The organism is Mucilaginibacter ginsenosidivorax, from assembly GCF_007971525.1.
GTDB lineage: Bacteria > Bacteroidota > Bacteroidia > Sphingobacteriales > Sphingobacteriaceae > Mucilaginibacter > Mucilaginibacter ginsenosidivorax.
The window spans coordinates 3,912,984-3,932,496 of sequence record NZ_CP042437.1 but is presented as its reverse complement, the minus strand read 5'-3'; the positions used below and the strand labels follow the sequence as shown (position 1 = coordinate 3,932,496).

Annotated in this window: 19 protein-coding genes; 12 read left to right on the top strand and 7 right to left on the bottom strand. The window is 44.7% G+C overall.

Going from position 1 to position 19,513, the window contains the following annotated elements; all coding sequences use genetic code 11:
- The first annotated feature begins 25 nt into the window (after positions 1-25).
- From FSB76_RS16530 to FSB76_RS16515, 4 genes are read left to right on the top strand one after another with little or no spacing between them, the layout of a single operon-like run.
- Positions 26-517 (top strand): TIR domain-containing protein, encoded by a 492-nt coding sequence (locus tag FSB76_RS16530; RefSeq protein WP_147055189.1) that lies wholly within the window; start codon positions 26-28, stop codon positions 515-517.
- A 1-nt stretch (position 518) separates the two neighbouring features.
- The gene (locus FSB76_RS16525; protein WP_147055187.1) at positions 519-1,124 is read left to right on the top strand and encodes an Nmad2 family putative nucleotide modification protein; all 606 of its coding nucleotides are present in this window, start codon (positions 519-521) and stop codon (positions 1,122-1,124) included.
- Positions 1,125-1,129: 5 nt separating this feature from the next.
- Complete coding sequence (locus FSB76_RS16520) at positions 1,130-1,675, top strand: toll/interleukin-1 receptor domain-containing protein (RefSeq protein ID WP_192910081.1); 546 nt, start codon at positions 1,130-1,132, stop codon at positions 1,673-1,675.
- Between the two features lies 1 nt (position 1,676).
- Entirely contained in the window at positions 1,677-3,128 is a 1,452-nt protein-coding gene (locus FSB76_RS16515; RefSeq protein ID WP_147055185.1) for an SIR2 family protein, read from the top strand.
- Positions 3,129-3,169: 41 nt separating this feature from the next.
- Here FSB76_RS16515 and FSB76_RS16510 read toward each other — a convergent pair whose 3' ends face one another.
- Positions 3,170-4,150: a nucleotide kinase domain-containing protein gene (locus FSB76_RS16510; protein WP_225976223.1), complete on the bottom strand. Its 981-nt coding sequence runs from the start codon at positions 4,148-4,150 to the stop codon at positions 3,170-3,172.
- Positions 4,151-4,172: 22 nt separating this feature from the next.
- The gene (locus FSB76_RS16505) at positions 4,173-5,057 is read right to left on the bottom strand and encodes a nucleoside triphosphate pyrophosphohydrolase family protein (protein WP_147055183.1); all 885 of its coding nucleotides are present in this window, start codon (positions 5,055-5,057) and stop codon (positions 4,173-4,175) included.
- Positions 5,058-5,373: 316 nt separating this feature from the next.
- On the opposite strand from FSB76_RS16505, the gene FSB76_RS16500 reads away from it, so the two are divergent.
- The 6 genes from FSB76_RS16500 (at position 5,374) to FSB76_RS16475 (ending at position 9,515) form a co-directional block, all read left to right on the top strand.
- A complete protein-coding gene (locus FSB76_RS16500) occupies positions 5,374-5,619 on the top strand; it encodes a hypothetical protein (protein WP_147055181.1) in 246 nt (81 codons plus the stop codon).
- A 175-nt stretch (positions 5,620-5,794) separates the two neighbouring features.
- Entirely contained in the window at positions 5,795-5,992 is a 198-nt protein-coding gene (locus FSB76_RS16495; protein ID WP_147055179.1) for a hypothetical protein, read from the top strand.
- 769 nt (positions 5,993-6,761) lie between these two features.
- Positions 6,762-7,001: a hypothetical protein gene (locus FSB76_RS16490; RefSeq protein WP_147055177.1), complete on the top strand. Its 240-nt coding sequence runs from the start codon at positions 6,762-6,764 to the stop codon at positions 6,999-7,001.
- A complete protein-coding gene (locus FSB76_RS16485; protein WP_147055175.1) occupies positions 7,001-7,294 on the top strand; it encodes a type II toxin-antitoxin system RelE/ParE family toxin in 294 nt (97 codons plus the stop codon). Before FSB76_RS16490 ends, FSB76_RS16485 begins: the two co-directional genes overlap by 1 nt.
- 131 nt (positions 7,295-7,425) lie before the next feature.
- On the top strand, positions 7,426-8,034 hold the full coding sequence (locus FSB76_RS16480; RefSeq protein WP_147055173.1) for a hypothetical protein: 609 nt from the start codon (positions 7,426-7,428) through the stop codon (positions 8,032-8,034).
- A gap of 461 nt (positions 8,035-8,495) precedes the next feature.
- Positions 8,496-9,515, top strand: coding sequence for an LLM class flavin-dependent oxidoreductase (locus FSB76_RS16475; RefSeq protein WP_147055171.1), 1,020 nt, complete (start codon positions 8,496-8,498; stop codon positions 9,513-9,515).
- A gap of 305 nt (positions 9,516-9,820) precedes the next feature.
- On the opposite strand, the gene FSB76_RS16470 is transcribed toward FSB76_RS16475, so the two are convergent.
- Genes FSB76_RS16470 through FSB76_RS16450 form a run of 5 tightly spaced genes read right to left on the bottom strand, consistent with a single transcriptional unit; the run spans position 9,821 to position 15,211 of the window.
- Entirely contained in the window at positions 9,821-10,609 is a 789-nt protein-coding gene (locus tag FSB76_RS16470) for an SDR family oxidoreductase (protein ID WP_147055169.1), read from the bottom strand.
- 33 nt (positions 10,610-10,642) lie between these two features.
- Entirely contained in the window at positions 10,643-11,920 is a 1,278-nt protein-coding gene (gene fucP, locus FSB76_RS16465; protein WP_147055167.1) for an L-fucose:H+ symporter permease, read from the bottom strand.
- Positions 11,921-11,956: 36 nt separating this feature from the next.
- A complete protein-coding gene (locus FSB76_RS16460) occupies positions 11,957-13,168 on the bottom strand; it encodes a DUF6786 family protein (protein WP_147055165.1) in 1,212 nt (403 codons plus the stop codon).
- Between the two features lie 7 nt (positions 13,169-13,175).
- Entirely contained in the window at positions 13,176-14,033 is an 858-nt protein-coding gene (locus FSB76_RS16455) for a fumarylacetoacetate hydrolase family protein (RefSeq protein ID WP_147055163.1), read from the bottom strand.
- On the bottom strand, positions 14,033-15,211 hold the full coding sequence (locus FSB76_RS16450) for a glycoside hydrolase family 172 protein (RefSeq protein ID WP_147055161.1): 1,179 nt from the start codon (positions 15,209-15,211) through the stop codon (positions 14,033-14,035). The genes FSB76_RS16455 and FSB76_RS16450 overlap by 1 nt, the downstream gene beginning before the upstream one ends.
- Positions 15,212-15,601: 390 nt before the next feature.
- Here FSB76_RS16450 and FSB76_RS16445 point away from each other — a divergent pair, with 390 nt between their 5' ends.
- Positions 15,602-16,012, top strand: a complete 411-nt coding sequence (locus FSB76_RS16445; protein ID WP_147055159.1) for a DUF1801 domain-containing protein — start codon at positions 15,602-15,604, stop codon at positions 16,010-16,012.
- Between the two features lie 226 nt (positions 16,013-16,238).
- Complete coding sequence (locus tag FSB76_RS16440; RefSeq protein ID WP_147055157.1) at positions 16,239-18,917, top strand: ThuA domain-containing protein; 2,679 nt, start codon at positions 16,239-16,241, stop codon at positions 18,915-18,917.
- The last annotated feature ends 596 nt before the right edge of the window (positions 18,918-19,513 follow it).

The following is a 19,513-nucleotide window of genomic DNA, read 5'->3' as shown; positions in this document are numbered from 1 at the left end:
TGTTGTAGTGAAGAATTGTATATTTATGAATAAAACTCGAAACATTTTCATTAGTCATCATGGGAAAGATGACCGCCACGTTCAGGGATTAAAAGACCGTTTGACCGACCAGGGATACACGATTCGAAATAGTTCTGTTGATTCTACCAAGCATACAGATGTCCGACCTAGTGACAAGCAGATTGCTAGGACGCTAAAGGATGGAATATCATGGGCTGGCACATTTATCTGCCTTATTGGCAGAGAAACTCATAGTCGGCCTTGGGTCGACTACGAAATAAAACAAGCCTATCTTCAAGGAAAAACAATTGTAGGTATTTATTTACATGGGTGCAAAGATGATGTGAATTTACCTGAAAGTTTTAAGCGCTATGGTGGCGCTGTGCTCGGGTGGAACTCGATTGACAAAGTCTGTGATGCTATCGATGGCAAGCCAATACCCGTGGAAAATCCGGACAGCAAACCACGTCCGCCTGTAAATACAGTAATAAGGGTTAAATGTAATAAGAAACGTTAAAATGGGATATTATTCATATAAGATAGAACACGATTTTGGATTAGCGCCAAATCCATTTGGCAAATACTGCACTTTAGCTGTATGCAAAGGTGCAATACGCAACAATAAACGTTTGCAAATAGGGGATTGGATATTTGGAACAGGTAGTGTTGCTCTAAATAGACTCCACTATTTAATTTACGCGATGAGAGTGGAAGAAAAAATCACATTTGAGAAGTATTGGGAAGATTCACGCTTTCAATATAAGAAACCTGTTTTAAACGGCAGTGTAGTACAACTTTATGGCGATAACATTTATCATAAAGACGAAGATGGTAATTGGATACAAGAAGATTCAGCCCATTCGCTAGATGGCGGCAAAGTTAATAAAGATCATTTGGATGCAGATACGGCAGGCAAATATGTATTGATTAGTGAAACCTTTTATTATTTTGGCGATCAAGCTTTTGAGATTCCGGAAGAATTTAGAGCAGTTTGTAGCAACGGTCGTAGCGTAAAAAGCCCGGCTATACCAACTGCGGTTGCTGATAGATTCGTCGACTGGCTAGTAGAAAACAAACGTTCTGGTATCAATGGTGACCCCATTAACTGGAAGATCTATAAATAGTAATTATGGCAATATTTACCAAAAATCAATTCGAAGCAACCGCGAGGCAAAAAGCAGGAGTTAGTGGTTTGCGGACCTATTTGACGGAAACACGCAGTTTTTCAAAGTCTTTATCAGCTACTTCCATATTTCTTTCTCATTCGCATCGAAATCGTCCAATTGTTGAACAAGCAAAAGTGTTTTTCGAGAATATTGGCTTGAAGATATATGTTGATTGGGCTGATGAAACTATGCCGGAAAAGACTAACGGAGCTACAGCTGCAAAAATTAAAACAAAAATATACGACAACGACAAATTTATTCTATTGGCCACTAATGAAGCAGTAATCTCCAAATGGTGCAATTGGGAGGTAGGAATTGGAGACACTTATAAGCTAACAAAAGATAAAATTTGTATTCTGCCTCTCGCAGAGAATAGTAAAGATTGGGAAGGCAATGAATATCTTCAAATCTATCCTAGAGTTGAGCATGGTGATTATTCGATAGATTATTACAAAATAGTATATCCTAATGGAAGAGAGGTTTCACTTGTCGATTGGCTAAAATTATAAGATGAAATTTACAAAACAACAAAAAGACTTTATTGATAAATATGCCGTTGAAGTTATGAATGGCGATGCAGCAATATTTGCGGGAGCGGGACTTTCAGCAGGGCTAGGGTTTGTAAATTGGAGGGAGCTATTACGAGATCTTGCAGAGGAAATCGACTTGGATATTGATAAAGAGTACGATTTAATCTCGCTCGCCCAATACCATTTAAACAAAAAATCAAGAGGCAAGATCAATAATAAGATCAAGAATGAATTTACAACCCTTAAGGAAGGGAGCAAAAATCACAAGTTACTTGCGCGGATAGGAATTGCTACCTTCTGGACAACAAATTATGATAAACTTATAGAGAACTCACTAGTTGCCGAAAAGAAAACAGTAGAGGTAAAGATAAGAAACGCCGATTTTGCAAGTAATATCAAGAAAAAGGATGCTATTGTCTACAAAATGCATGGTGATAAGGATAGCCCAGACGAGGCTGTATTAACCAAAGACGACTACGAAACCTATGCTGAAAACCGGCCTTTTTTTGCTACTGCACTTAGAGGTGATCTATTGTCCAAGACATTTCTGTTCATTGGCTTTAGCTTTGACGACCCAAACCTAGAGTATATTTTAAGCAGAATAAAAATATTGTTGAATAAAAATACTCCAACACATTATTGCTTTTTCAAAAAGGTTCACGAAAGTGATTTTAAAGGTAATGTCGAAGAACAAAAAGAGGCATTTCTTTACGCGAAAATTAAACAAGAACTTAAAATAGAAGACTTAGTAAGATATGGAATACATGCAATAACAGTTGAAGATTATCCAGATATAGAGAATATATTATTGGAAGTTGAACGCAGGATTAAATTAAAAAATGTTTTCATTTCCGGCGCGGCTCATACATACGAGCCTTATAATCAAGATAATGCTATTATTCTGATTCATAAACTAAGTTATGAGTTGGCAAAAGCAGGGTATAAAATCATTTCCGGTTTTGGATTGGGAATCGGTAGTATCGTAATAAATGGTGCGCTAGATTATAAACTTAATTCTAATTACCGAAATCTCGACGACCTTTTAATTCTACGACCTTTTCCTCAAGTCAAGTCAGGTATATCTGAGATTAATAAGGTTTGGACAGGATATCGTCACGAAATGATTGATCGCGCGGGTGTGGCTTTATTTTTTTTTGGCAATAAACTAAAAGATGATTCGGTTGCCCTATCAAGCGGAATATTGGAAGAGTTTGAAATATGCCTCCAACATAACGTAATCCCTATACCTGTCGGGTGTACCGGTTCAATGGCCAAGGAACTGTGGACGCGCGTTGCTGGTAATCCTGATGACTATTTACCAGATGACAAAGAGTTGTTAGATTTATTTAATAAGATTGGTGATGAGATATTAGATAATGACGCTTTAATAAGCATTGTTATGAAAATCTTGGAGCGCATTCGAAAGATATAGGATGGTTAACGGGCAGTACTTAGGTTGTTGTAGACGAAGCTTCAGAGCAAAAGGTTCTCGTTAATTCCCCATTTAGGAGGAAACCAGTAATTGATCACACCTTTTTGCGGACGATATATTTGTTTGATCCTTTTCCTGCCAGAATGCCCCTCCGCTTCCGGGTGCGCTACCCTAGCATACTTGTCGGTTTCACAAAATAAATTCTGACAATCAATCAATTGAAGCGGCCGCCCAAAAAGATCACGGAATTCAATACCTAAACGTTTGAATTCACTTTCTTGTATGTCTGTAACATATTCTATAATTTCTGTTTCACTATAATCACCCATATCAATGAAACATTTACTAATACCATCCCTTGCGCCAGGACCTGGTACTACAAAATCCATTTCATTAAAATCAATCATTTGACTATAGTTGATGTCTATAGCATATTGATATGCGAGAAACGGTCCAATTGTAGGGTAGCTTAATAACAGTTCATAAATTTCACTTAAAGAACGTGCTTCCAGTAATTTATTTGATAAATTTCCAGTAATCATTAGTTCAATAAGACGAAGATGATTTTGATGTTTGTAATCATAGCCGAATTCACTTTTAGCAGATGCCATAATATAGGCACCTGAATAAATCGTTTCATTAGCTTTCTTTGCTTCGCTAAGCACCTTATCGTACCGGTCGAAGTTGTAATTTCGCCAAGTTATTTCACCAATTTCATGTAAAAGCAGTTGCCAAGTCTCGATTTTGTTAAAAATTTTAAATAACAATATGCGGAACAACAGCTCGTTCGGCTCTTGATCTCCCTGGTAGATTACTTCTCTAATCAAATATTGGCTTACTCGGTCGGATGCGCGGTACGCGTTCGTAAACTTATGATTCTGTAAAATTGGATCCGTTGTCAAAAAGGGCAAATTCGCTATTTTGTTAAAAAAAACATTTTGCCTTTCGGCAGCGAACTTCCAATATGTGTCATATACATTTGAGACTTTGGGTTTAACTAACTTATTTATTATTAACATCATGAAATTACAAGAGGCGGTAAAGTTAATTTTTACCTAGATAAATCAAAGTTCTATTTTTTCTACTTACTAAAACTCTCCCCCCATGATTATTTCTGAGCGTGTTGAAAATTTCATATGAATTTAATATCGCCTTTTCCCACTGCTTCCCTGTGCATTCCTTAACTTCAGTATTCTTGACGAGATTTTGAACTTGTTTTATTACCCCAGAGTCTACACTTGAAACGTATTGCAAAAGGTTATGCTCCAATGCATGATGATAGATAAATAATGAAATCAACTCTTCCGTTATTTGAGATCTAGCTCCGTCCTCATTTTCATCAATTTCAGGATCACTTTTGCGTTTCAATTTCAATAGCTTTCTCAAAACTGGAGACCAACCTAATACAGCAAGGTAGCCGTAATGAAAAATATCATGATACCTATAACCGTCTTCTTCATAAGTATTATCAGTTAATGGATCGCCTATCATTAAGCCATCGCGTTTATCGATAATTTTGAGCTTTTTTCTGCCATCTTCATCATATGAAATAAATTCGATTTCAAATTCACCGGGAAATTTCTCCGCCTCTGGAAAAGCGCCATCGAAGTCCTTAAAAGATTCGGATTCGTCAACTAAAAATCGATCATGGATTTTTTCAAGATTGCGAACAGCAATTTCTTCTAAACTTATATCATTTTGTGTGGCAATAGCAGAGATATACCACAACACATCCCCTAATTCTTCGCCAAGCTTTCTTTTATACGCTACATATGAGTCGCCTACTCTTAATTTAATTTTTAACTGAGTAACCACTGATCCGACTTCGCCAATAATACCAAGGAATGGTACTATTTCGGCGCTTTCTGTATTTGATGCATTTTTTTGAATGGTTTTTTTCGCTTGTTCTTGGTAGGTTGAAAGTTCCATGTTTTAAATTTTAATAATTTCTTTGATAATTCGCGTGTTCCGAAAGCCAATTCACAATGCTTTGTGCCGAATACAAAAACAAGAAGAGCATTTGATAATGGATGTAGGTTCATCAAATGTAATTATGTTTTTTTAATAAGTGGTATTAATATATTCTTTCTTCCTTATTGCTCGTTCGCCTCTGTTGGTGTCCCAACGCGCCTTTGTTGGGTATTGTCACCATCAAATAGCGGCTTGTAAAAGGCTACAAAGTTTATGTGGCCGCCTGAAGGTTAGGTCAATTCTCCCACTTATAGCCGAAACCTGTTGTGAAGCATTGGTCAGCCATCACGCAAAGCCCATACTTATTACCTGCACTAAAAAAGAACTGATATGTCACCCTTTCAGGGCTTTGGTTGATGTGGCTTTTGTCGATGGGCGGTGCCCATCGCAGGCGGATGTCGCCCTTTCAGGGCTGTACTACGGATGGCAGTTGGGTACACAACCCGGTTTTAACTTTGCCCGCCCTGAAAGGGACAGATATGCCAACGCAGGGCAAAGCCCTGTGGCTATAACGCAATAACGTGTGAGAGCCCTGAAAGGGTGACATATCCCAGGCCGGGCGCTGAGTGTTGGATATGCGCTACCGCCCAGTTCTATCCCATTTTAATGCACGTGTTATGTCGTTGCCCGCAGGTTAGGCCGCTTGTGAATTTATAGGCAAATGTGAAGCACAGGCGGGCTCTTGTTCAAGGCCTGTGCTAAAAGGGCTGATATGTCACCCTTTCAGGGCTTTGGTTGATGTGGTTTTGTCGATGGGCGATGCCCATCGCAGGCGGATGTCGCCCTTTCAGGGCTGTACTACGGATGGCAGTTGGGTACACAACCCGGTTTTAACTTTGCCGGCCCTGAAAGGGACTAATATGCCAACGCAGGGCAAAGCCCTGTGGCTATAACGCGATAACTTATGAGAGCCCTGAAAGGGTGACATATCCCTGGCCGGGCGCTAAGTGTTGGATATGCGCTACCGCCCAGTCTATCCCATTTTAATGCACGTGTTATGTCGTTGCCCGCGGGTTAGGCCGCTTGTGAATTTATAGGCGATGTGAAGCACAGGCGGGGCCTTGTTCAAGGCCTGTGCTAAAAAGAACTGATATGTCACCCTTTCAGGGCTTTGGTTGATGTGGCTTTTGTCGATGGGCCATGCCCATCGCAGGTGGATGTCGCCCTTTCAGGGCTGAGCTATGGGTGGCAGTTTGGTACACCACCCGGTTTTAACTTTGCCGGCCCTGAAAGGGACAGATATGCCAACACAGGGCAGCGCCCTGTGGCTATAGCGCCATAACTTATGAGAGCCCTGAAAGGGTGACATATCCTGGCGGGCGCTGAGTGTTGGCTACCGCCCGCTTCTACCGCCGCTGCCGCCCCGATAATGCGGGGTGTAGCCCGCATGAAAATCGCAACGCTCATTTGTAGCACAAATCAACAATCTTCCCCGCAGTTCGCGTTAGTGATGGCAGTGGATACCGGCCTCGCGCCTAATGCCTGTGCAGTATGAACGTACAGCACGGGCCGCAGGCAACGCCATTATTCGTCATTAGTCACTGGTCATTAGTCATTGGTGGTTGGAGGTTAAATGCTTAGCTGGTGGTAAATAGTGTGCCTGCAAACCAATAGGCGCCATCGGTTTGTTTTTTTTTAAATTTATTTAGTTAAATTTGGTTTATGAGCGTATTGGTAAACACAAAAAACGAACAGGAAGAAAAAGTGCTATTGGCTTTTTTGGATAGCCTGCGCTATAGCTACCAGGCCGATGTAGATAAAAACGCCGATGAGCTTAACAGCGCGTTTATTGGCCAGTACAATGCCGAAATTGAACAGGCAGATGCTGCGATTGAAGCCGGGAGTTTTGTTAGCCACGACGATGTGGAGCAGCTTTTTAAAAACAGGAGAAAAGCGCTTTAATGCAAATTAAATGGAATAAATTGGCTGTAAAACAGCTGATAGATGCTATTGAATACCTGGAAGATAACGACCAGTTTGCCTATGCTGAGAAAATTGAACAGCGGATCTTATTAAAGATTAAGTCGCTTCCCCTTAAATCAGAACTCTACCAACCCGATAGACTGAAGAAAAACAATGATGGCAGTTTCCACGCCTTTGAAGTTGACAGCTACCGGATTTCGTACCGGATATTACCAACAGAAATACGGATATTAAGGGTGAGGCATTCAAGCAGAAGGCCATTTACCCGGTAATAGTTATAAGCCTCAAACTATCCCCGCAGCCCTCCTGATAAATATTTATGGACGTAGGCAAAATAAATTGGTAACAACGGGGCGGTAAATGCATCATATACCCAATTTTATAAAACCTACTCTTTGGGCAAATGATGAAGAAACATGCTGTTTTAATTGGTGTAGTAATCGGGCTGATTTTGATGGGGGTAGCCATTGGGCTTTACCCGGGCGGCACCATGTTTGATGAAACTACGGTGGGCTTTAGCTGGAGCCGGAATTTTATTAGCAACCTGTTTGGCGCCAGGGCCCTAAACGGCGCCCCAAACCCGGCCATGATTTGGGCATATGCGGGGATGCTGCTGTTCCCCTGTTGTTATGCGCTGTTTTTTGTGCATATGGCCGGCAAAATACCTGTAAAAAACGCGGGCATTATACTCAAATACCTGGGGCTGGCTAACGTGGTTTTTACGTTTTTAACCGTAACCCGCTATCACGATTTGATGCTGATTATATCAACCAGTTTGTTTTGGACGTGCATAGTGATCATCACCGTTTATATCCTGAAAACAAAGCTTCATTGGTTTAAGTTCCTGTGTATAATTTGTGTGCTGCTGTTTTACTACGGCGTATACCTGTGGGGCACCAGCAACTGGGACCTGCTGCCCACCATACAAAAGGTAAATTTCGCCACCTCGACCCTGCTGATTTTAGCGCTGGAGTATTTTACCAAAGCGGAGGATTTTGCTAATGTTCATTAGTTTATTGATGGATGGTGGTTAGGTTGGCGGGCGGAGGCTGAAAGGGGAATGACAAGCGGGCGAAAGACTTACGAAGTTTTTAAAACTTCGTAAGTCTGGGATTTTTTGACACATAAACATTGGCTTTGAACGCGGGCTAAGACTCACCCGGCGAGGCTGCGCCCGCCACCCTCTCTCTCGGCTTCGCCGGAAAGAGGGGCTTGAAAATTCATTATCTGGTTGGTTGCTTTTCAATTATAATATCCACCGTTCAAGCCCCTCTTTCCGGCGAAGCCGAGAGAGAGGGTGGCGGGCGCAACCTCGCCGGGTGAGTCGTCGCCGCCATGCGATATACGTTGTTTTTCCTTCATCCCCCCCGTTTTTTACCCCCGTATGACGGTGACGTAGGGCTATTGTTTAGCCAAAGTCATATCTGCCACCGGCCCTCGCATTGCTGCGGGGTTTAGGGTTAAATTTGTGGTATGAGTTTAAAAACATTGGATAAGCTGGCTTATTCGGTACTTGATTTGGCTACCGTGGTTGAGGGGCACCCTATTGCCGATACTTACCGGTTGAGCCTGCAGAACGCGCGGCAGGCCGAGCAGCTGGGCTATACGCGTTACTGGTTTGCCGAGCATCATAATATGATTGCGGTGGCAAGTTCGGCCACATCATTACTAATTGGTTATGTGGCGGGCAATACGCAGACAATCCGCGTGGGTTCGGGCGGGATTATGCTGCCTAATCATTCGCCGCTGGTGGTGGCCGAGCAGTTTGGCACCCTGGCTACCCTTTACCCCAACCGGATTGACCTTGGCCTTGGCCGCGCCCCCGGCACCGACCAGGTTACCGCCATGGCCATCAGGGGCGAGAACATGAACGCGTCGTTTTACTTCCCGCGGGATGTGGAGGCGCTGCAAAAATATTTTTCGGTCGATAACGCCGATGCCAAGGTTCGCGCCATTCCCGGCGAGGGGCTGGAGGTACCGATATGGATATTAGGGTCGAGCACGGATAGCGCCCGGCTTGCCGCGGCCAAGGGTTTGCCCTATGCCTTCGCCAGTCACTTTGCGCCGGCCTACTTTAAAGAGGCTATTAAAATATACCGGGATAACTTTAAACCTTCGGCCGTGTTGCAGCAGCCCTACGTAATGGCCTGCGTAAACGTAGTAGCCGCCGATACCGACGAGGAAGCCGAATACCTGGCCACCAGCGTTAAGCAAATGTTTATGGGCATTGTTACCGGCAAACGTCGCCTGCTGCAACCCCCGGTTGAAAGCATGGCCCACATCTGGAACGTGTTTGAAGAGGAAGCCGTGATGCAGATGCTGGCTTACTCGTTCATAGGCAGCAAGCAAAAAATTACAGCGGCCCTAACCGATTTTGTGGAAGAGAACGGGGTGGACGAGATTATGGCAACATCGCACATTTATGATAGCGAAGCGAAGCTGAAATCGTACAGGTTGTTTGCGGAAACGTTCATTGGTTCACTGGTTCATTAGTTCATTGGTGGATGGTGGTTAGTCATTGGCGGAAAGGCGGCGAAGACTCACCCTGTCGAGGCTACGCCCGACATCCCTCTCTTCTGCTGCGCAGGAAAGAGGGGTTTGGAAGCGTTTTATTTCTTACAATAAGTATCATTCGTTCAAGCCCCTCTTTCCAACGAAGTTGAAGAGAGGGTGCCCCAGCGCAGCGACGGGCGGGTGAGTATTCGCCGGCGTTTAAAAGTCTTGATTCTTGATTCTATTTTATGCTTTTGCCGGCGTTCAAATGTCTTAACTCTTGATTCTTGCCTCTTGATTCTATCTTAAGCATTCGCCAGCGCCCTATCCAAATGCGTGTACCCTCCGTCGACGTATACCAGTTGGCCGGTGGTGTGGCTGGATACGGGCGAGAGCAGGAAGGCGGTGGTATTGGCCAGCTCTTCGGCGGTGGTCATGCGGTTGCCCAGGGGTATTTTTGATTGAATTTCCTGGAGCTTGGCTTCGGGGTCGGCCATTTTGCTTAGCCAGGTTTCGTACAGGGGGGTCCAGCATTCGGCTACCACCACGGCGTTTACGCGGATACCGTATTTCAACAGCTCCACGGCCCACTCGCGGGTTAAGGCATTACGGCCACCGTTCGCCGCCGCATAGCCCGAGGTATGCCCCTGGCCGGTGTCGGCAGTTTTGGAGGTGATATTGACGATAGCGCCTTTGGATTTGATGAGTTCGGGCAGGGCGTAATGGGCCATCAGGTAATAATGCACCACATTTTTATGCAGCGATGCGATGAAGGCTTCGTAATTGCCGTCTTCCAGGCCTACACCATCATTTACCCCCGCGTTATTTACCAGGCCATCTATACGGCCATATTTGGCTACAGTGGCGGTAATGGCGTTTTCGTTGGCTTTAGGGTCGGTAAGTTCGGCCGCAACCTGGAAGGCCCTGCCACCGGCGGCTTCAACTTCATGGACAACTTTAAGATTATCAACCTCGCTGCGGCCTATAATAACCGGGATGGCGCCCTCGGCAGCCAAAACTTTAACTATGCCCTCGCCTATGCCTTTTGCACCGCCGGTTACTATAATTACTTTATCTGTGAGTTGTAAATTCATGGTATATGGATATTCGTTATAAAAATTGATTTGTTAGTGGGATACGGTAAGTTTCACCTCTTTTACTTTTAAATTTCGTATGGCAAAGTAAAAAACAAACAAAAAGCAGGCGGCCGGTACCAGGTAAGCAATCTGGATATTGGTCATATCAGATAGTTTGCCCATTATCGGCGGGAAAATAGCACCGCCTACTATAGCCATGATCACCAGTGATGAACCCTCTTTGGTTTTGGCCCCCAATCCCCGGATACTTAACGAGAATATCGTAGGGAACATGATCGACATAAAAAACTCGACTCCAATTAACGCGTAAACCGGGAACTTACCGTGTAAAAACACCGAAAGCACAATAAGCGACACATTGGTGATACCATAAATAGCCAGCAGTTTTACTGGGTTGATAAATGACATCAGGAAAGTGCCAATAAACCGGCCTGCCAGAAAAGCGAAAAGGGCCATAGTAAGGTAATTATTGGCCGCTGCCTCATCTACTCCAGCTACCCTTTCAGAAAAACGGATCAGAAAACTTCCTACACAGGCCTGCCCGCCTACATAAAAAAATTGCGCTACTACCCCAAACCTTAAACCCTTTTCGTTCAATAAGTCGGCAATACGCTCCAAAAAAGTGCGGTCTTCGTGCTGTGACAGGCCTTCACCTTCTTCAACAATTTCGGGCAAATGGGTACGCCATAACAGGATAGCCACTATAAGCACAGTAACTGCGATGATCAGGAAGGGCAATTGTACGGATGACGCCTCTTTATTTAAATAGTTATTCAATTGTAGCGACGACATGGCCTTCTCCTGATCGGGCGTAAGCACTTTGCCCGATAGTATGGCCTTGCCTCCTAAATAAGATGCCAATACCGCTGCAAGGCCGTTAAACGTTTGTGCAAAGTTGATACGTTGCGTAGCGCTCTCCGGATCACCTAACACGCTGATGTATGGGTTGGCGGCGGTTTCTAAAAAAGCAGCACCCGAAAATATGATGAACAGCGCCCCCAGGAAAAACGCGTAGTTACGTACAATTGAAGCCGGGAAAAACAGGAATGCACCAACCGAAAAAAGTATTAAACCAAACAGGATGCCCCCTTTGTAACCATATCGTTTCATAAACTGTGCAGCCGGTATGGGCAACAAAAAGTAAGCAAAATACGCCGCAGAATCTACCAGTGACGATTGCAGATCACTTAGCTGGCAGGCCTTTTTTAAGTGCGGTATCAGTATCGGGTTAAGATTTAACGCAAAGCCCCAGATAAAGAACAGGGATGTTATTAAGACCACAGCAAGCGTATTTTTATTTTTTGACATAATTGGGTTTTGTATAATTGGTTTATTGGGTTGCTTTTATTTTAATGCTGATGTAATATCTTTTATTGAAACACCCAGCGTTTTCAGGGCGATGGTGTTAAGTGCTTTTTCGTCCCCGGTAAAGTGGAATACGCTGTGCTTGTGCGCCAGCTTTTGGCCGGGTTTTAAAAACGCGGCTGGCGATACGCTTTCAATTTCGTAAAAAGGGCCCATCTGTTTGCCATCTGCCAGCGGGCCGTCGTTATAGGCGTTTACGGCATCGCCGCTAAAGGGGGCGGTGTCGGTTTTCCACTCCTGGTTAAGGTATCTGGCGCCGTTGTCAATATCAAAAACGGTAATGGTTAGTACCCGGTTGCTGGCATCATAGCTGCCGGCAATGTTTTTGGCCCGGTTTGGCGGGATGCCCAGCTTGCCGCGCGATTTGCCATCGGCTTTAAACAACAGGATGCCTTTCTTATAGGTGATGCGGTCGTTAGCAATCTCGCCGAAGTAATTGGTGGTGGCAACCTTGCCGGTGGCATTATCTACATATGGCACCACAATAACTGTTTTAGGCGATGGGGTAAACATATCCAGGTTCCAGAGACAGGGCGCGCCGGTGGTTTCGTCCCAGGCTGTGTTGCCGGTGTTGGTAATGGTGTTTATGGTGCTAAAGCCAACCAGTTTTATAGTGGCATCCGGGCTGATGCCCAGCAACCGGTTAATTGCTTCCGGTTCCATGATCTCGATATCCCTCTGGAGTTTGATATCCAGTTGCGTGCCAGCATAGTTTTGCAGCCGGGTAGTTTTACTCATAGATGCACGGGTATCCGACGAGGAAACCAGTTGCCAGCTTTCATTGTCAACCGCGGCCGGGGTATGCCAGTTAGCAAATTCCATTGGGGTACCCGGTTTAAAGAAAAGCGAGAACCTGCCCCCTTCGGGGCCAAGCCAAAGCCTGTCTTCGCCGCCAAAAGCGTTCATGTGCGGGTCGGGCTGTTTCAGGTCGAAGGTTTCGTATTTGATCCAGCCAAAACTTTTGCCGTTAAAGCCATCGGCTGTGGATGTAAATACTTTAGCCTGGTATTTGGGAGATACTGCTACCATGCCCAAACCGTTGTTAGTTTTTAAAACAATAATACTATCATGATGCAATAAAAAGTTAAGGTCAAATATAAAGCTGCCTTTAGGCGCCTTGGGCATCATCTCCTTGCACGATGTAAGCGTTACTATTGTTAAAACAAACACTAAAACTTTACCTCCTTTCATGATGCCATTATTTATGTTTAGGGTTAATACCGATGGTGTTGATCATGGTACCGATGTGGTCTATCGTAATATAAACCTCATCACCTACCTGTAAAGTAAACGTTGGCGGTGGCACCAGGCAGGTACCCGTCATGAGGTAACAACCCTGCGGAAAATCGCACTCGGCATATAAATAGCCCGCCAGTTCGGTAAAAGAGCGTTTAATGCGCGATATGGTGGTTTCATCCTGGTACACCGCGGCACCATCTCTTTTGATGAGGAGTTTGATGGCCGAATCAGCAGGCAATGGCTCTGCGCTTACATATAAGCAAGGGCCAAGTGCGGCACTTTTTTCGTAGATTTTGGCTTGCGGCAGGTACAGGGCATTTTCGCCCTCAATACTGCGCGAACTCATATCGTTACCAATGGTATAGCCCTGGATATTGCCTTTGCTATTGATGTACAGGGTCAATTCCGGCTCGGGCACGTTCCATTCCGAATCCTTACGGATGTACACCTCGCCGCCGTGGCCGCTTACCCGGTAGTGCGTGGCTTTAAAAAACAGTTCGGGTCTTGGGGCATCATAAACCTTATCGTACAAACTGGCCCCTCCCGAGCTTTCTGATTCTTCCATCCGGGCGTCGCGGCTTTTTAAATAGGTTACGCCCGCAGCCCAAACCTCCTGCGTGCCAATGGGCGGCAGTGCCCGGCTATTGGTAAATTCCTGGTATACCCCAGCGGTTAACGGCGTAGTATCGTCGATAACGGATTGCAGGTAGGCGGCCAGGTTGTCGCGGTTTACCAGTTTATCCCAGCTATCATCAATAATGTAAGCGGCACCTTCATGCTCCAGCAGGATGCCTTTGGCAATTTTGTATAGCTTCATCAGTTTACTTCCAGTTCGTCGCGCGACGGTAATTTGGGGAATGGGTTAGTTGGGCCGGTCTGGTACCAAAACACGGTGGATGCTATATCGTCCTGCAAAGGCATATAACGCCCGTCGTGTCGCCAGCCCAGTGCCTGGATGGTTACTTTCAGGCTTTTCTCAAACCTGATGGGGTCAACAATATGCCAGCGATACAGGCCGAAGCGCTGGGCCACGGTATAGTGGCCATCGCCGCCAATTACCTGGGCAAGGCCGCTGTAGGGTGTGTTAAATTCGGTATATTCGGTTTCGTTCTTTTCTTTGCCGTTGGCATCTTTATGCCGGGTATCAAAGTCATATGATCCGCAAAAATAATCCTCGGTACCGGTGCCGTTTATAGTAGGGAATTTGGTATCGCCATCCATGAAAAACTTAATCTCGCCCTCGCCCCACCAGCCGTTTTTGTGACTGCCGTAAGCTAAATAAGTGCCCACATACTGTCCTTTACCTACAATACTATCCACCAAAACATAATCTTTTTTATACGGCAGGGGATTGGTACGGCGAAACTGCGCATGAAAGTAACCCGCGTCATCGGGGATATCTGTCAGCGTATAATCAACCTGGTAATAGAGCACCATATCGTTATCATCAATGTTTTCCATGGTGATGCGGCATTTTTTGCGGAACGGCATTGGCCAGTAACAGTTAAAGGCACTGCCCGGGTTAACAGCCACCGCTAAACTGGCCAGGGGCGAATACTTACCCCAGCCCATACAAAAAAAGTCGCCAACGGGCACTTCAACAGCGGGAGTGGTTTCATCGTCCCAGTAAAAACGAAGGATGCTATAACGCCAGTTACCTGTAGGCGTCATCCAAATATGCTGAATGGCACCGCTTTCGTTAATTTCGGCAATGGTAAATGTGCTGTGTTTTTTGATAACTACGCTTGGGCTCACCTTCCAGGTCTGACCCAAATCGCGCGAGGCATTGGCACCCGTGCCAGTGGTGGCCATGCCGCCTTTGCCTTTCTCGCCGTTAAAATTTTCCGGACTAATCGACCGGGTTTTGGCATCGCTGGTGCGGTACAGGTTACCCAGGCCAACATCAAGACCATTAAACTTTTTTTGGGCAAACGCAACCGGTGCTGCCAGTAAAACAAACATCCAGCTTAGCAATAATAAAACGTAATTTTTCATCTTAAAAACATAGGTTATTTGTTAGTAAAAAATCAATAATGCATCAATTGGTAAAATGCAATACCTTATTTATTTGCTGTAACGCTTGCTTTATGCACAATAAGCCCAAAGCCGGTCACAATCATAAAGATAATTTTTTTTATTACAACCCGCTTTATTAGCATAAACTTCAAGGATATTAGCATGGGTAAGAACACTCAACCACTGAGCTTCATTACACCCGAAGAATTATCAGCCGTCAACCCTGAAGCCGCAACTGTAAAATGTAGTTTCTGAGCCAAATTAAGGGTTAAAGGAGCTAAAAATGGCTTAGCCGTTTAGTGGGCATCCGCTTTCAATCCTCCCCGATATTCAACATATTTGTATAACCTTAATAACCTGCAAATAACCATGGCCAAATTACCACCCAAAACAAACAGCCAACAGGTAACCGAATACATTGAAAAACTGGACGCCCCGGTTGCCCAAATTGTACAGGCCATCAGGCAGATAGTTTTAAGCGTGAACCCTGAAATTGGCGAAGAGATAAAATGGAACGCCCCCAGCTTTTTGTACACTGGCGAAATGAAGCCCTTTAACCCCAAAGAATATAAAAGGTATATCATGGTGATGAACCTGCATAAACGCATTTTGCTGGTTTTTCCCAGCGGGGCAAAAGTTATTGATAACACAGGACTTTTAGAGGGCGACTATGCGGATGGCCGCCGACTTTTATATATTAAGGATATGGATGATTTAAAAAGCAAAGAGGCTGGCATGAAAAAAGTGATATCAGACTGGCTTGCTCAGGTGGAGAAATAAGCACGGTTAATTTTTAAAAAAGCGCCTTATTTTTTTACTCAAACGACGTTTCCTTTTTTTAATTGTTGTACAAACACTCATTTTATCCAGCCAAACCACCTTGTTATTAACTTGTAATATTTGCGATACTAAAGTTACGCAATCGATGGAAATGTCTATATTCAGCCGATTTTAGCCACAAATCAAAAACCCAGGCAAGTACCCATAAAACCTCTCAATATTTTCTATGCGATTAAAAATTTCATTACTGCTGTCACTGTCTGTGCTTGTATTCAACTTCAGCAAAATAGTTGTTAAGCCCAAAATTCTGGTATTCACTAAAACATCCGGTTATCACCATGCATCCATTGCGGCAGGTTCTGCAGCTATTATAAAACTGGGCGCCGAAAACAATTTCTCGGTTGATACCACATCCAACGCTGCAAAAATCAGCGAAACCAATCTTAGCCAATACACTGCAGTTGTGTTTTTAAGCACTACCGGCTATATGCTTAACAATTACCAACAGGCCGACCTGGAACGCTATATGCAGGCAGGCGGCAATTTTGTTGGTGTACATGCCGCCGCCGATGCCGAATATGATTGGCAATGGTACGGCCGTTTGGTGGGCGCCTACTTTGACAGCCACCCTGCTATGCAGGAGGCCATATTAAAAGTGGTGGATAAAAATCATCCCTCAACCCGCGCTTTGCCCGATGAATGGAAAAGGACTGACGAGTGGTACAACTTTAAAAAGATCAGCAAAAATCTGCATGTGCTAATTAAAATTGACGAAAACAGCTACAAAGGTGGCATCAACGGCGATAACCACCCAATGGCCTGGTACCACGACTTTGAAAACGGACGCGCTTTTTATACCGAACTTGGTCATACCGACGAATCGTACAGCGACCCTGTATATTTAGGCCACCTGCTGGGCGGTATTAAATATGCCATTGGCGATAATAAAAAACTCGATTATTCCAAATGTACCACGTTGCGTGTGCCCGAGGAAAACCGTTTTGTAAGAACATCCCTTATTCAGGGTACTTTTTACGAGCCTACGGAAATGACCATTTTGCCCAACCTGGATATTTTAGTAACCCAGCGCCGGGGCGAAATCATGCTGTTTAAAAACGCCACCAAAACCATAAAACAGGTTGGTTTCCTGAACGCTTATTTTAAAACGCTGCACACTAAAGGCGTAAATGCCGAAGAGGGCGTTTTAGGCATCCAGGCCGATCCGGATTTTAAAACCAACCACTATGTATATATTTATTACAGTCCGGCCGATACTTCGGTAAACCGTTTATCGCGATTTACGCTTACAGGCGATACTATCGACAATAAATCAGAAAAAATTGTATTACAACTGTACTCTCAACGTGAAATTTGCTGTCATACCGGCGGCTCAATAGCGTTTGGGCCCGATCATTTGCTTTTTGTATCTACCGGCGATAATACTACGCCATTTGATGAGGGCAAAAACTTGCCCCATGATACGCATGCGTTTGCACCTTTGGACGACCGCCCCGAGCATTTAAATCATGATTCAAGGCGCTCTGCAGGGAATACCAACGATTTAAGAGGCAAAATCCTGAGGATAAAAATAAAAAGTGATGGTACTTATACCATCCCCGATGGCAACCTGTTTAAACCGGGCACCGCAGGCACCCGCCCCGAAATTTATGTAATGGGCGACCGAAACCCATACCGTATAGCCGTTGATAAAAAGAACGACTACCTGTACTGGGGCGAAGTTGGGCCCGATGCCAATAACGATAGCCTGGCTACACGCGGACCGCGTGGTTACGATGAATTTAACCAGGCCAAAGCGGCAGGTTTCTTTGGATGGCCGTTGTTTATTGGCCCCAATATCCCTTACCATGCCTATAACTATGCAACCGGCGAATCGGGCCCTAATTTTGACCCGCTGCACCCGATAAACGATTCCAGGAACAATACAGGCTTAAGAGAACTGCCGCCTGCACAACCTGCATTTATCTGGTATCCTTATGGCGAATCGAAAGATTTTCCGCAAGTTGGCTCTGGCGGGCGTACTACCATGGCCGGCCCCATTTATTATACAGACCTGTATCCCAAAGCAACACGCCTGCCCGATTATTATAACAAAAAAGTATTTTTTTATGATTGGATCCGCGGCTGGATAAAAGTACTTACCCTGCAACCCAATGGCGACCTGGACAAAATGGAACCGTTTATGGCCACCACCAAATTCAACTCGCCTATTGATATGGAAACCGGTCCCGACGGGAAAATTTATGTGCTTGAATATGGCTCGGGCTGGTTTACAAAAAACAAGGATGCCGGTTTGGCCCGTATTGATTACAATAACGGCAACCGCGCGCCCGAAGTAAAAAGTATTACGGCAAATAAAGCATTCGGTAAATTGCCTTTAGCGGTAACTTTTACCGCAACCGCAACCGATCCGGAGAATAACGCAATGACCTACACCTGGAACCTGGGCAACGGCATCAAAAAAACAACGGCTTTGCCAAAGCTGGTTTATACGTATACTAAAAAAGGCAACTATAATGTATCGGTTGAGGTTAAAGATGATGAAGGCGCAGCCACGTTAAGTAAAACCACACCGGTATTAGCCGGTCAGGATTCGCCAGATATGAAACTAAAAATGGCAAACATTAAGGCTAACGCCGCGGGGATGACCTTAATGATGTCTTTAGATTGCAAGGCTTGCCACAAAGTAGCCGAAAAGTCAGTAGGCCCGGCATTTACCGACGTTGCTAAAAAGTACCCCAAAAACGCAGCATCAACCGCGCACCTGGTTAAAAAAATAGCAACCGGCGGTCACGGGGTTTGGGGCGATGTGGATATGCCCGCCCACCCTAACCTAAAACCGGCTGAAATTAAACAGATAGTTAACTGGGTATACTCACTTAAATAATCGTTTGCTATATCCATAACAACAAATCCGGCTTGCAAAACAGGCCGGATTTGTTGGTTTAAGCGCAGTGTGGTTTCTAAAACGCTTTGCATGTGAATGAGGCTTTGTGCAAGGGGCAAAGTGACTGGCGGCGACGACTCACCCCGACGAGGCTACGCCCGTCTGCCCCTCTCTCCGACTGCGTCGCATAGAGGGGCAAGAAGTTTTTTTTCAAACCCTCTTTGCGGCTTTAGCCGGAGAGAGGGTCGGCCAGCGCAGCGTAGCCGGGGTGAGTCGTAGCCGACGTTCAAACAGACGCTATGTTAACCGAACATCAAAAGTTATACAGCACAACCTTTATACCCATACAGCTATCGATATGGTTTACCTATTTTTTCTTAAAGTTTGGGCTCTCTTTTTCGATACAAAATTCAGTACATCCCCAAACTTAATCGCCTTGAAGGTCTGCGTCACTGCAAAACTGAAGCCCTGTCCCCGGCAAAAACCGGCGCATTTTTTGACCATTTTGATTGAAAAAATGGCAAAATAAGGGCCTTTTTTTCAAAAAACACGCTTTTTTCATCAAAATATGGTGTTTTTTCATAAAAATGAAGCTT

Coding starts and splice junctions, on each gene's coding strand:
- FSB76_RS16480 (WP_147055173.1), top strand. CDS start 7,426: ATGATGAAGAAACATGCTGTTTTAATTGGTGTAGTAATCGGGCTGATT.
- FSB76_RS16485 (WP_147055175.1), top strand. CDS start 7,001: ATGCAAATTAAATGGAATAAATTGGCTGTAAAACAGCTGATAGATGCT.
- FSB76_RS16530 (WP_147055189.1), top strand. CDS start 26: ATGAATAAAACTCGAAACATTTTCATTAGTCATCATGGGAAAGATGAC.
- FSB76_RS16525 (WP_147055187.1), top strand. CDS start 519: ATGGGATATTATTCATATAAGATAGAACACGATTTTGGATTAGCGCCA.
- FSB76_RS16440 (WP_147055157.1), top strand. CDS start 16,239: ATGCGATTAAAAATTTCATTACTGCTGTCACTGTCTGTGCTTGTATTC.
- FSB76_RS16460 (WP_147055165.1), bottom strand. CDS start 13,168: ATGAAAGGAGGTAAAGTTTTAGTGTTTGTTTTAACAATAGTAACGCTT.
- FSB76_RS16505 (WP_147055183.1), bottom strand. CDS start 5,057: ATGGAACTTTCAACCTACCAAGAACAAGCGAAAAAAACCATTCAAAAA.
- FSB76_RS16445 (WP_147055159.1), top strand. CDS start 15,602: ATGGCCAAATTACCACCCAAAACAAACAGCCAACAGGTAACCGAATAC.
- fucP (WP_147055167.1), bottom strand. CDS start 11,920: ATGTCAAAAAATAAAAATACGCTTGCTGTGGTCTTAATAACATCCCTG.
- FSB76_RS16470 (WP_147055169.1), bottom strand. CDS start 10,609: ATGAATTTACAACTCACAGATAAAGTAATTATAGTAACCGGCGGTGCA.
- FSB76_RS16490 (WP_147055177.1), top strand. CDS start 6,762: ATGAGCGTATTGGTAAACACAAAAAACGAACAGGAAGAAAAAGTGCTA.
- FSB76_RS16510 (WP_225976223.1), bottom strand. CDS start 4,150: ATGATGTTAATAATAAATAAGTTAGTTAAACCCAAAGTCTCAAATGTA.
- FSB76_RS16475 (WP_147055171.1), top strand. CDS start 8,496: ATGAGTTTAAAAACATTGGATAAGCTGGCTTATTCGGTACTTGATTTG.
- FSB76_RS16455 (WP_147055163.1), bottom strand. CDS start 14,033: ATGAAGCTATACAAAATTGCCAAAGGCATCCTGCTGGAGCATGAAGGT.
- FSB76_RS16450 (WP_147055161.1), bottom strand. CDS start 15,211: ATGAAAAATTACGTTTTATTATTGCTAAGCTGGATGTTTGTTTTACTG.
- FSB76_RS16515 (WP_147055185.1), top strand. CDS start 1,677: ATGAAATTTACAAAACAACAAAAAGACTTTATTGATAAATATGCCGTT.
- FSB76_RS16520 (WP_192910081.1), top strand. CDS start 1,130: ATGGCAATATTTACCAAAAATCAATTCGAAGCAACCGCGAGGCAAAAA.